Source organism: Rhodopirellula maiorica SM1, assembly GCF_000346295.1.
Classification (GTDB): domain Bacteria; phylum Planctomycetota; class Planctomycetia; order Pirellulales; family Pirellulaceae; genus Novipirellula; species Novipirellula maiorica.
This window is the reverse complement of sequence record NZ_ANOG01001125.1, coordinates 1-13,180: the sequence shown is the minus strand read 5'-3', so window position 1 is coordinate 13,180 and position 13,180 is coordinate 1. Positions and strand designations below refer to the sequence as shown.

The following is a 13,180-nucleotide window of genomic DNA, read 5'->3' as shown; positions in this document are numbered from 1 at the left end:
CGATAATCCAGGATGACGTTCTGCTGGGTTTTTCTTTCTTCCACGTGGCCGATTTCCATCGTTCGTCAATGACGTGGTGACCGGGCCGCTGCAATGCTGTTTGGTTTTATGGCGACTGCTGCTTCCAACGACGGTGCAAACGGAGACCGCGAAGCGAACTTGATTCGCGACGTTGTCGCGATCGTTTTGGTTGCGATGACCTTGATTGCGACCGTATCGATCATCACACGCAGTCCGGCTGACCCCATCGAAATGCCGGTCTGGCCCATCAGCGCACTGTACGCTCCTAACAATTCGGTCTATCCGACCAATCCCACGGTGACCAATGCCTGCGGGTACTGGGGAGCGGTGATTTCGGCAGCGTTATTGGATGCATTAGGACTTGCTGCGGGTTTGGTGATTGCCGCGGGCGGCGGAGTGGCAACGGCACTGCTGTATCGAGGCCGCTTGAACGCTCCGGTGCTGCGATCGCTCGGAGGCACTATCGTTGTGATTGGCGTGGCCACCGCAGGGGGGCTGTTGCCGATGCAACTCGAGCAGATGCCGGTGGTGGGCAACGGTGGCTACCTCGGGGCGATGACCTCGACGTTCTTGCTCGAACATTTTGCACCAGCCGGGGCGTGGATCTTGGCGACGACCGTCATCGCCGTCGGTTTGCTGCTGACGACCGACTACGCCCTTCTATATGCCGGAAAGCGAATCCTAGCCAGCGGAGCGATGGTATCGAAAAGCGGAATGCAGCGAGCGGTCAAAGTCATGCCGATCACCGTGCGACGTCGCCGAGAAGCGTTCACGGATCTGGAAGAACCGATCAAAATCGAAGGCGACGAGGTCGGCAAATCCAACACTGCGGAACAGCCCACCACCGATGCTAATGCCGCCGAAGCAAGCGATTGGTCCAATCGCGAACCGAAAATCAAGTTCAAAAAGTCTCGACGCAAAGTCGCATCCACGAACGAAACCGAATCGGCTGCTAATGACGGCGTCGAAACGGCGACCATGGATGCGCCCGAAACAATTGCGAGCGATCCAGCGGCAGCGAACTCACAAGATTCAGTTGTCGATTCGGAAATGACCACGGAGCACGAAGAGACATCCGAGGAAACGCCCGAAAGTGAACCGGTTACGCGGGATCTTGAGGTGGACGATGAAACGTTGCATCTTCGTCAAGACGAGAAACATGCACTTTCGAATCCAAAAATCAAAGTACCCAAACGCAAACAGCAAGCCGATGCCAAGCAAGAACTGTACGACAACGTGCAAGAATCGGCGCCGTTTGGATCCGAAGACTATCGTTTGCCGCCTATCGAATTGCTCGAACAGAGCGACGATGTTAGCTATGACGAACAGCTGATCGAAGTGCGGCGCAAGGCCCAAATCCTGGAAGACACGTTCAAGGATTTCGGGTTCAACATTCGCGTCGTTGAAATTGAAACCGGTCCGGTGATCGCTCAGTACGAGATTGAACTGGAAGCCGGATTGCGGCTCAGCAAGATCACCGGTTTGGCGGACGACTTGGCGATCGGGCTACGGGTGCCTAGCGTCCGTATCGTCGCCCCTATCCCTGGCAAAAACACCGTTGGAATCGAAGTTCCGAACGAAAATCGGCAAGTCGTGCGACTGCGTGACGTGATCGAAGAATCGGACATGAGTCGTTCGAAGATGAACATCCCGGTGTTCTTGGGCAAGGACGTGTCGGGGAACCCAATGGTGGTCGGGCTCGAAAAAATGCCCCACTTGTTGATCGCGGGGCGAACCGGTACGGGTAAAAGTGTTTGTTTGAATGCGATCATTACATCGGTTTTAATGATGTGTCGGCCGGACGAGGTTCGCATGCTGATGATCGACCCCAAGATGGTTGAACTCAGTGGCTATGGTCGGTTGCCTCACTTGATGCATCCGGTGATCACGGACATGAAAAAGGCCGAAGCGATCTTGGCTTGGGCGGTCGAAAAGATGGAAGAACGCTACTCGTTACTGGCCAAGGCCGGAGTGCGTCACATCAACAGCTACAACGATCTCGGCCGCGAAGAGATCCTGCGGCGGTTGGACATGGAGGACGCTGAGGATACCGAAAGTGTCCCTGATAAATTGCCCTTTATCGTGATCATCGCGGACGAGATGGCGGACTTGATGATGACTGCCGGAAAGGATGTGGAAACACACATCATTCGGTTGGCTCAAAAGAGTCGTGCGGTCGGGATCCACTTGATCTTGGCGACGCAGAAACCGACCGTCGACGTTATCACCGGTTTGATCAAGAGTAACTTGCCGGCGCGTTTGAGTTTCCAAGTGGCCAGCAAGACGGACAGCCGCGTTGTGTTGGATGAAAATGGTGCCGACAAACTGCTCGGTAACGGCGACATGTTGTTCTTGTGGCCGGGCACCAGCACCTTGATTCGTGGACAGGGGACCTATTTGTCCGACGAAGAGATCGACGCGGTTGTCGATCACTGCAGTCTTGGCGAGCAAAACTTTGTCGGCGAGTTGATGAACTTGAAGGTCGACGATGGAGACGACACGGATGCCGGAGCGGTCGGAGACATCAAGAACCGCGACGAGTTGTATGAAAGTGCGATCGAAGTCGTGATACGCGAAGGCCGTGGGTCGTTGTCTCTGCTGCAGCGATGCCTCGGGATCGGCTATGGCCGGGCCGCTCGGCTGATTGATTTCATGGCCGAAGACAAAATTGTCGGCGAATACAACGGATCCAAATCACGCGAAGTGTTGTTGACCATGGAAGCATGGCAGAAGATGCAAGGCTTAGATCCCGATGAGGGGGATGATCCAAGCGATGCCAACGTCATCGAAGGTTCCGTCGCTGGCGACGATGCAGACGATTCGCAAGAATACGAAGAGGAAGAATACGAAGAGTATGAGGAAGACGACGAAAGCTAGGACGCGTCGAACTCAAGAACACGGTCGATTCAACCAACAAGTCGTTCATGCGGTTCGCTACGGAATGCTGTGAAGCGTTCGGATAAACGGCTAACGGGATCATCACCCGGTGATCCCTGGCTGCCGCTTAATCGACTTGGAAACTTCGCGATGTTTCAAGTTCTAGTGCATCGCGGAGGAACTCGGATTGTGCCGCGCGAGCGGTATCGAGCAATTCGTTGGTGTCACGCAGCAGCATGGTCCACTGCAAATCTTCGGCGTTGGTGATGTCACAAATGTGGTTGGCAGCTTTGGTGATCGAATCGAGTCCACAGCTGCTGGCCGTGATCGCCAGCAGTGAAGCGTGTTCCTGAAGCGCTCGCAAATCTTGTTGGTTTAAGGCCGCGGCGAGCCGTTCGACGTTCATGCCGATTTGGATCGCGGCTTGTTTGCCCAACGCAAACGCCCCGGATGCGACGGCAAGTGCCTGTTCGTCGATCGTGCTGGCAAAATGCTCGACGACTTCCGGGTCGAATTGAGTTCCAGCACAGCGACGTAGTTCTGCGATCGCTTCGGCATGCGAGCTCTGCTCGCGGTAAACGCTGCTGGAAATCATGGCATCGTAGCTGTCGGCGACCGTCAGCAGTTTTGCACACCAGGCGACCTGTTCGTTCTCGATCGTTTTCAGTTCAGAAAGCGGACGTGAACGTTGGCCCTGCAAACGAATCGCTTGATGCGCCGAGATGATGGCTGTCAATTCATCGCAGTTGAACGTGTTGGTGACGATTTCGACACCGATCCGGTCGTTCCGGCTCATGAATTCCCACTCTTGTTCGGTCAAGCTACCTGGTTTGTTCAAGACGTTGTCGGGAACCCCTACTTTACCGATGTCATGCAACAGTGCGGCGATCTCAAGAACATAGATTTTTGCAGGATCGAGCACGTTGGCGGCGGCGCGAGAACACCAATGAGCGACACGGCGACTGTGTTCGGCGGTTTTCGCGTCTCGGTACGAAATCGCCGACATCAGCGCGGTGACCGCTTGATAAGAGATGTCCAAGCGTTTCGGTTTCACAGCGGCGGCGTTTTCCGAAGCATCTTCGATTGATTCCATGTTCGCGTTGTACGAAATCACGCGATTTCGGCCCTCGCGTTTTGCAACGTACAAACAGGCGTCCGCTTGGTTGATCAATTCTTGCGGATCGGCCGGATTGAACCGCAGTTCGGACACCCCAAGACTGGCGGTCAATGTCAGTTCGGCTGGATCTTCCAACCGAATCGCGGCAATCGCTTCACGCGTTTTCTCGGCTTCGGCGATCGCTTGTTGCAGCGTCATGTTCGGGAACACGACACAGAATTCTTCACCACCGTAGCGACAAACCAAACCGTGGTCTTGGTGCATCTCGCGAATCACTTTTGATACGCGGCGAAGCACTTCGTCGCCAATGTGGTGTCCATAGGTGTCGTTCACACTCTTGAAATGGTCATTATCGACCATGATGCACGACAGCGGAGTATTCTCGGTATGGGCGGTTCTCCAGTGCGCATCAAATCGCTCAAAGAACGCACGTCGATTTAAACATCCGGTCAATGCGTCTTGGGTCGCCAAGATTTCAAGTTCGCTGTTTTTGCGTTCGATCTCGTCGCGGCTGCTGCGGAGCATGCCGAGCATCTTTTCCAGCTCTTCGCGATGTTCTTCGACGTGGGTGACGTCACGGAACGTTGCCAAGGCACCCCGTTGATTGTCGTCGCCACCCAGCGGTGCGGCGTTGACCGAGAAAATGCGTTTTCGTCCATCGACTAAACGGTAGTGGAGCATTTGTTCGGATTGAAGTTCGGATTGGTCGATCGCAGCAATCCACGGATAAGTAATGGATCCGTCTGCTTCGGACTCGCTGTCTTGAGGTAGCGTCCATGACAAATCGCTCGCCTTCTTCTTGGCCAGATCTTCGAGCGGAATCCCGATTGTTTCGGTAAACGCGCGGTTGGCCAGTACGATTTGTCCATGCTCGTCAAGTACCAGCAATCCTTCGGCAAGCGTATCCAAGGCTCGGCGGACCCGGTCGGGAACCACTTGAGTCTTGCGAAAGACACCCATGATTTTTGCGACAAACAAGGTGTACGATGCGAGTCCGGCGATCACAAAGAAACCGACCAAACGATATACCGAATGCTCGGTTAACGGAGCCCATGCGGTCGATTCCGGTTTGCGGAAACAGAATTCAACATTGCCCCATGGACGCCGATTCAGTGTGATCGGGACACGCATGCCCTCGACGCGATCACCTTCGCCGTCTTCGGCATTTTGTTCAAAGTGATCCCACATCTCACGATGGTGCCCGGTGTCCAGTCGCAGTGTTCCCAGATCACTGCGAAGACCGATCGATAAAATGTCCTCATTCCGCTCGACCTGCGTTCGCAGAATCGTGGTCAAATCAACCCATTGTTGACGACGCACGTGAGCCGACGCGTTGATGGCAATCGACTCGCAGTACTGTTGACGCGCACGCATCTCTACTCCGTCAACGTCCGGGATTAATCCCAGCCATTGACCGCCGAGGATAAGGCTGACGCCGACGCACACCAGTGCGAACGCCAGTCTCAACGATGCGATGAACTCACGTAACAACGAAAACGAGTCCTAGAGCAATAATGGGCGGTTTGAGTAAATGGAAAAACGCAATATCTGTCTTGATAGACGTCACGCTCAATTGTTGATTACGGCTAAAACGACTAATGCAAAATCGATTCGATTATCGAACCGGCGGGGTATTGTCAGGTAGAGTTGACCGATCGTAACGGTTGTGCCCATTGAGGCTGTGCGAACGTCAGCGGGGTTCACGCGAGTCACGGTGGATTGTGAAAGTAATGCAGGATGTTTTTGTCGTGGTTTTTACTTGCGTCGGACTAACGGTGTGCTATGAGCGTCGCGGCTTTGCCAAGGTCATGCTTTGGGGGACTCGAGATTGAGGTATCAGAGATTGAAGACTGGTCAATCGAGGAACGATTCGATCCCGGATTGTTTTTTCGGATCCGTCGTCCGGTAGGCGGTCAATAGCTCGGTGGGGTCGATCATTCGCCATGCCGGCATGCTGCCGAAAATGGTGGTCAGCAACACGCCGCCGCGAAGTGCCCAAAGGACGTAACCCACGGTGGCCAGCCCCGTCCCAGCACCAATCGCACCGACCTGTTCAATACCGAAGAATGTCGATTCGTTGTTCGCCCGTTGTTCTTCGTTCCACTGTTCCCAGCTGATGGCGTGGGTCAGGTCCATGACAAGCAGTCGTTCCAGCATGTGTGTTTCGTTGCTGAGCCGATGACGCACTTGCATCTCTGACGAACCGCCGAACGTGAACTCGCGTCCTCGCAAATCTTGTTGTTGGTCTGCTGCAAGTGTCTGCATCCCCAGCGAATCGGCGATGTCCGAAGCTGGCTGCGAGCGGGGCGAACGCGTATCGGATGACGCGTCGACGTTCTCGTTTGATGGGGTCTCGGTGCCGCCCAGCGGTAACGCGCCCAGACCGCCATGCGGCGCCGTGGGGCCATTTTCGGCCTCGGCGTCGTTTTCGTTGCTGTCGGCTTCAGACGAATCGCTGTTCTCGTGTTGATCGCCAGACTCATTGGACTCGTTGTCGCCTGAGCCTCCTCCGGCGTTTGAGTCGTTTCCGCTCGTTCCGCCGCCACCCACTGCATTGACAGTGATCGTGACCGTAACGACGTTACTGTCAAAGTGACCATCGTTGGCGACATAAGTAAATGTGTCGGTGCCAAAAAATCCGTTGGCAGGAATGTAGACAAAACTGCCATCGAGTCGCTCGGTCAAAACGCCGTGATTTGGACCCGAAATTAAATGTAGTTGCAGCACATCGCCCTCGATGTCTGCGTCGTTGGCGAGTACTCCAGGAGCTGCGATCGACAACGTTTGGCTTGAATGGACTGAATAATTGTCGTTCTGAGCGGTTGGAGCCTCGTTCTCGTCGAGCACATTGATCGTAAAACTCGAAAAGCGGGTTGATCCGTCGCTTGATTGAGACGCGACTGTGATGGTGTGCGAGGTTTGGGTTTCGTAGTCGAAGCTTCCCGCGACCGTGACGACACCGGTGTTAGTATCGATCGCGAAGCGTCCACCCGCGTCGTCGCTGAGCGAATACGTCACCGCATTGTTCGTTCCATCCGCGTCCGTGGCGTTTGCCGTCAATCCGACCAATGACAGGGTCGACGCATTTTCGGAGACTTCATTCGCCGAAGCATCAATGTCGTTGGCAGGCGTGACGTCGAATTCATTGACATCGGTTAAATGAATGGTGACGGTTTCGTCGTATTGTCCACCGGCTTGGTCGGTCACACGAATCGTGATGTCGTGTTGCGTTGCGGTTTCGTAGTCAAGCCGGCTCGAATCAAGGACGCGGATGTTGCCCGACGCGTCGATCCGAAATCGTCCCCCTGCGTCGTCGCTCAATGCATAGGTAAACGAATCGCCCGTGTCGATGTCATAGGGTGTAGCGCTGCCAACGATCTGATCATCGGCTAGATTTTCCGCGATCGTCAAACTGGTGGTGGTGATGTCATACGGGCTATCGTTACTACCCTGGATGGTGATCGTAATCTGCTCGGTCGATTTTAACCCGGATGCGTCGACCATCGTGTAGGTGAATACATCGGATAGCGTTTCGGCAGAGGATCGCAAGGCCTCGACCGATGCGTTGTCATTGTCGACCGTGTACGTGTAGCTTCCGTCCGATTGGATCGCGATTGAGCCGTAGTTCCCCGCAACGTTCGCGCCGACGTTACCGCTTGTGGACCCTTGGACGCCTGAGGCGACTCCGTCGATTGATTTTGAATCACCAGAATCAACATCGGTGTCATTGCTCAGTACGTTGCCGCTAGGATTCGTACCCGATGTGGCGTTGGATACGCCGCCCGCTTCGACCGCAGTTGCAGCGTCTGGGACCGCCACGGGTGCGTCGTTGCTGCCTTCGATGGTGATTGTGATCTGCGTTGTCGATGGCGCGCCGGCGGTGTCCACCATCGTGTAGGTGAATACGTCCTGCAAAGTATCGGTCGAGGTCCGCAGTGCTTGGACCGCCACATTGTCATTGTCGACGACGTAGGTGTAGCTACCATCGCTGGCGATCATGATTTGACCGTAGCTACCGGTGACTGATGAACCGACGTTGCCACTTGCTGAACCCGCGAGTCCTGCTACCACGCCGCTGACGCTTTTCGTGTCGCCGGAATCAACGTCGGTATCGTTGGACAGAACATTGCCGGTCGGATCGGTGCCGGACGTTCCGTTTGCATAACCGCTGGCTTCGACTGCGATTGCGTTGTCGGCCGTGGCGACGGGATTGTCGTTGTTGCCGTGCAGTGTGATCGTGATCTGGGATGTCGACTGCTGGCCCGACCCGTCCGCGATCGTGTAAGAGAAGACATCGCTCAGCGTGTTGCTAGACGTCCGCAACGCCTGAACCGTCGTGTTGGTTTCATCAATGGTGTAGGTATAGTTACCGTTGGCATCGAGTGTGATCGACCCAAAGTTGCCGCTAACCATCGCGTTGACTGAACCACTTGTCGATCCAGCGACGCCTTGCGCGATTCCCGTTACCGACCATGTATCGCCTGCATCGATGGGGTCATCATTTCCCAATACATTCCCGGTTGCATCGCTGCCCGCGGTCGCATTGGCAATTCCGGATGCTTCATACGCGTCGCCATTGTCGCTGAACGCGACCGGGGCGTCGTCGCCGCCTTGGATCGTGATGGTAATTTGGGTGGTGGATTCGGCACCTGACGCGTCCTGGACGGTGTACGTGAAGACGTCCGTTAGCGTATCACTTGCTGAGAGCAGATCTTGGACGTCGGCGTTGTTGTTGTCGACCGTGTAGCTGTAACTGCCGTTGGCGGCGATATGGATCGAACCATACAATCCCGCCACATTGGCGGCGACGTTGCCTGTGGCTGATGCGGCAACACCTGCTGAGACGCCGCTGATGTTTTTGGTATCGCCATTATCAACGTCGGAGTCGTTGTCGAGTACGTTTCCGGTCGGGTTCGTCCCCGCCGTTGTGTTGGCTACTCCGCTTGCTTCGGTTGCGGTGGCGGTATCGCCAACCGTGACCACCGCGTCGTTAACATCGGTAACGACGATCGAAGCCGTTGCTGATTCGCTCGAAAAGGCCGACGTGCCACCACCGCTTGCCGGATTCGCGTAGGCAGGCGAGCCAAACGCCGATGGTGATCCCGTGGTCGTATCCCAAGCGACAAATTCAAACGTTGCTGTTTCGCCGTTGTGCGTATCGGGTTGATAGCGAATCTGTGTCGAAGCACTCAGCAGCAAGGCGTTGCTTGCGGTGATGCCGCTGAACGAGGTCCAATTGGTTCCGTCGGTCGAATATTCCCAGCTGCCGTTTCCGTTGACCGCCGTGACAGCGATCCCGTTGACCGCGGCGGTGTCGACGTCCGCCCAGCCGGCGCTGGAGATAATCGAGTCCACACTGGTCGCGGTCGAGGGACTGTCTTCGCTGGTGGTGCTAAGGTTGACGGTGGCTGAATCGGTGATGGTCGGCGCATCGTTTACCGCCGTGACGGTCACTTGCGCAGTGCCGACATTGTCGCTGAAGGCGGTCGTGCCTCCGGTTGCAGCCGTACTGACCTTGGTGCCTTCGGTCCCAATGGTTTGGTCCCAGGCGACAAACGTCACACTCGAAACGTCGCTATTCATCGCGTCGGGGACGTATCGCAAGTAGTCCGTCGACCGTAACAACAACGATGTCGATGTTCCGACCGAACCGACGTTGGTCCATGTTGAGCCGTCGAGCGAGTATTGCCATGTTCCATTGCCGCCGCTAATCCCCCGAATCGCAATTCCTTCGCTCGCGGCGTTGTCGACATCGGTAATCCGGTCACCGGACAAACTGGCGATAATCGAAGCGACGGTATCGCCCGAATTGTTCGTCTGGTCTTCGGTGATATCGCTCATCGAGAATGTTTCCGAGTTATCAAGTACCGGTGCGTCGTTGACCGCGGTGACATCGACGTTGACGCTGCCCAGCGCCACATCGCCACCACCGCCTGATCCGGTATTGCCGTTGTCGTTGACCTTGACCGCTACGGAATCGGCGTTGTCACCGTTGGTGTTGGCGGCCGAGTGCAGGTACTGAATGTTGCTGGCGGTATCGAGGTAGGTATTCAAATCGGCCAGCGTTCCGGTCAGCGTCAGTATCCCGGTCCCGCTGCCGCCGATCGTGACACCGCCACCGCTGCTGGCTGTTAGATTTCCACCAGTCGAAGTGGTGAGCGTCACGGTCAAACTGCCGCCGCCATGATCGACATCACTGAGGTTCATTTGCGACAGATCGACATCGCTGCTGACATCTTCGGTGACCGTGATATCGCTGGGCAATCCGCCGGGATTGGTCGGATCATCGTTGGTGGCCGTGATGTTGATCGTTTGGCTTGCCGAATCCTCTTCGCTGGTTCCGTCGGCCGTCAGCCCCGGATCGGCACCGGTGTTGCCGCCATCGTTGACCGTGACGGTGATCGTGGTCGAGCTACTTGGTGTGTCGCTGCTGTTCAGATAGGTGATCGTGCCGGTCCCGGCGCCGATCAACAGGTTATCGATCTGGCTGAGCGTGCCGGTGATCGTGACGATTCCTGTGCCGTTTCCCGAGCTGATTGTGATACCGGAATCACCTCCGGCAACGCTGATCGTTCCTTCACCCACTGCGATGGTCGCGGTCATCGTGCCGCTGGCGGCATCGACATCCGTGACGGTAAACCCAGTGCCTTCGATGGCGAGTCCGACTTGTTCGGTCGCCGATAGAGTTGTGCCTGGACCGTTGACGGCCGGAGTGTCATTGACGGCCGTAATGTTGATTTGAACGGTGTCGGTGTCTTGCAGTGCACCACCGGAACCGGTGTTGCCACCGTCGTTGGTGGTGACGGTTAATGTGTCTGCGGCCGTACCGATCACATCCGCGTTGCCGGTGTAGGATAACGAAGCCAAAGTGGCATTGATATCGGCGACCGAGCCTTGAATCGTCAAATCGCCTGTGCCGTTGGTCCCCGCACTGATCGAGGCGCTTCCGGCAAGTGTGACATTGACAACTCCCGCGGTAACTTGCAGTCGTGTGGTGACGTTACCGCTGGCCGCATCGATATCGCTGATCGAGATGCCGCTGATGGTGGTCGCCGTTTCTTCGGCGACGGTTTGCGTTCCAGGCACCGTGTTAATGGGCGCATCGTTGACCGCCGTGATATCGACGTTGACTGTACCCAGATCGACATCGCCGCCACCGCCACTGCCCGAATTGCCATTGTCGTTGACTTTGACATTGATCGTGTCGACGTTCCCGCCGTTCAAATTCGCGGTGGAGTGCAGGTACTGGATATTGCTGGCGGTATCAATGTAGGCGTTTAGATTTGCCAAAGTTCCAGTCAATGTCAACGTTCCGGTTCCGCTACCCCCGATCGTGACTCCGCCCCCACTGCTGGCCGTCAAGTTGCCACCGGTCGACGTTGTCAGTGTCACCGTCAGATTGCCGCCGCCGTGATCAACATCGCTGAGGTTGATTTGGGATAGATCCACATTGCTGCTGACGTCCTCGGTGACCGCGATGTCGCTGGGCAATCCGCCTGGGTTTGTCGGATCATCGTTGGTGGCAGTGATGTTGATTGTTTGGCTTGCCGAATCCTCTTCGCTGCTGCCGTCACCGGTCAAACCTGGATCACTGCCAGTGTTGCCGCCATCGTTGACTGTGACAGTGATCGTGGTCGATGCACTTGGTGTGTCACTGCTATTGAGGTAGGTGATCGTGCCGCTGCTTACACCGGTCAATAGGTTGTCGATCTGGCTGAGCGTACCGGTGATCGTGACAGTTCCCGTGCCGTTGCCTGAGCCGATCGTAACGCCCGAATCACCGGCTGTCGTCGTGATCGTGCCTTCACCGACATTGATCGTGGCGGTCATCGTGCCGCTTCCGGCGTCGATATCGTTGACCGTAAATCCGCTGCCTTCGATGGCGAGCCCGACTTGTTCGGTTGCTGATAGCGCGCTGCCGGGACCATTGACCACCGGCGTGTCGTTGACGGCGTCCACGGTGACGTTGGCAACCGTCGTGCCGCCGCCGAGGCCGGAGTCGTCATTGGACGTCGAGGCCTGGACCGTAAAGTTGCCGGTGCCGTTGAAATCCGCGTTGGGAGTGAATTTCAGACCCGCGGTTCCCTCGGCGACCGTGATGAATGAACCGTTGCTGATCTCGGTTACACCGTCGTTCTTATAGAGCGTTCCGTCCGTGATGCCGGTGATCTTGTAGTGAGTCACTTCGGCACCATCAGCAGCATTGCGAGTGATCACCAGTCCGCTCGTCGACTGGGTATCCTCATCAGTGGTCGCACCGGTTATCGAGGGAGTGTCGGCGACGGGATTGACCACGATGCTTGCAGTATCGGTCTCCGACGAGAATGCGGTCGTTCCGCCCGACAACGCCCTTGTATCCGTAATCTGCACATTGTCGACTAAAATCTCTTTGCCGCCGCCGTTGCTGTCGTAAAAACGAATCTGGGTGTTGGAGGCGATATAGGCGGAAATGTCGAAACTTTTTGTTCCGGTAGCCGTTCCCGAGTTGACGGCCAACAGCGTGGTCCAGGTGCTGCCACCATTGGACGAAATCTGAGCAAGAATTGCTCCGCCACCGCCTAGATTGTTGGTCACCAGATCAAAGGAAAACGTCGCAGTGTTGGCAGAACTTAAATTGGCTTCGCGGTAGATGTATTTATCTGAATTGGACTCCCCAACGTTCAATAGCCCACCTGAGACAAAATACTTGCCCCCAGACGCACCTCCGCCCCCAGCATCATTTTCGATCCAGTCGGTTGACCAGGAAAGCGAACCATCATTGTTGCTGTACGAGACCGAGCTAAAGGTATCCAAAAAAGTTTCCGACGTCGAACTGGTGTCGGCGACTCCGCCATTGCTGCCGCTGGTTTGATCCCAAGCTCGAAAGGTAATGGCATCCGCAAGTGTGCCGAAATAATCGGCATTGGGCTGGAAGTAGAGTCGAGTGTTGGCGTCGGCAGCGAGCAAACGAGCGTTTGAATCGCTGACGGCGCCCAACGCATTCCACGTGCTACCGTTGTCAATCGAATAATACCAAGTGCCGTTGGTGGTATTGGCCGCGGTGACCGCGATCCCCAGTGCAGCACCGCTATCGGCGTCACTGACGTTGTCGACTTGTCCCGCAGGACTATCCATGTCGACCAAGGATGAAACGAGGCTGCCGACCGCACCTGAGGGAGCGCCAGA

At 56.0% G+C, this 13,180-nt stretch carries 3 protein-coding genes; 1 reads left to right on the top strand and 2 read right to left on the bottom strand.

Annotated elements, in window-relative coordinates:
* The first annotated feature begins 108 nt into the window (after window positions 1-108).
* Window positions 109-2,898, top strand: coding sequence for an FtsK/SpoIIIE family DNA translocase (locus RMSM_RS36080; RefSeq protein WP_040771450.1), 2,790 nt, complete (start codon window positions 109-111; stop codon window positions 2,896-2,898).
* A gap of 127 nt (window positions 2,899-3,025) precedes the next feature.
* Here RMSM_RS36080 and RMSM_RS36075 read toward each other — a convergent pair whose 3' ends face one another.
* Both RMSM_RS36075 and RMSM_RS36070 read right to left on the bottom strand, forming a co-directional pair.
* Window positions 3,026-5,506, bottom strand: a complete 2,481-nt coding sequence (locus RMSM_RS36075; protein ID WP_052031985.1) for a diguanylate cyclase — start codon at window positions 5,504-5,506, stop codon at window positions 3,026-3,028.
* A 363-nt stretch (window positions 5,507-5,869) separates the two neighbouring features.
* A complete protein-coding gene (locus RMSM_RS36070) occupies window positions 5,870-13,129 on the bottom strand; it encodes a VCBS domain-containing protein (RefSeq protein WP_008709774.1) in 7,260 nt (2,419 codons plus the stop codon).
* Window positions 13,130-13,180 lie beyond the last annotated feature (51 nt).

What these genes read in the sequence shown, in the direction of transcription:
- RMSM_RS36080 (WP_040771450.1), top strand. Translation starts at nt 109, where the DNA reads ATGGCGACTGCTGCTTCCAACGACGGTGCAAACGGAGACCGCGAAGCG.
- RMSM_RS36070 (WP_008709774.1), bottom strand. Translation starts at nt 13,129, where the DNA reads ATGGATAGTCCTGCGGGACAAGTCGACAACGTCAGTGACGCCGATAGC.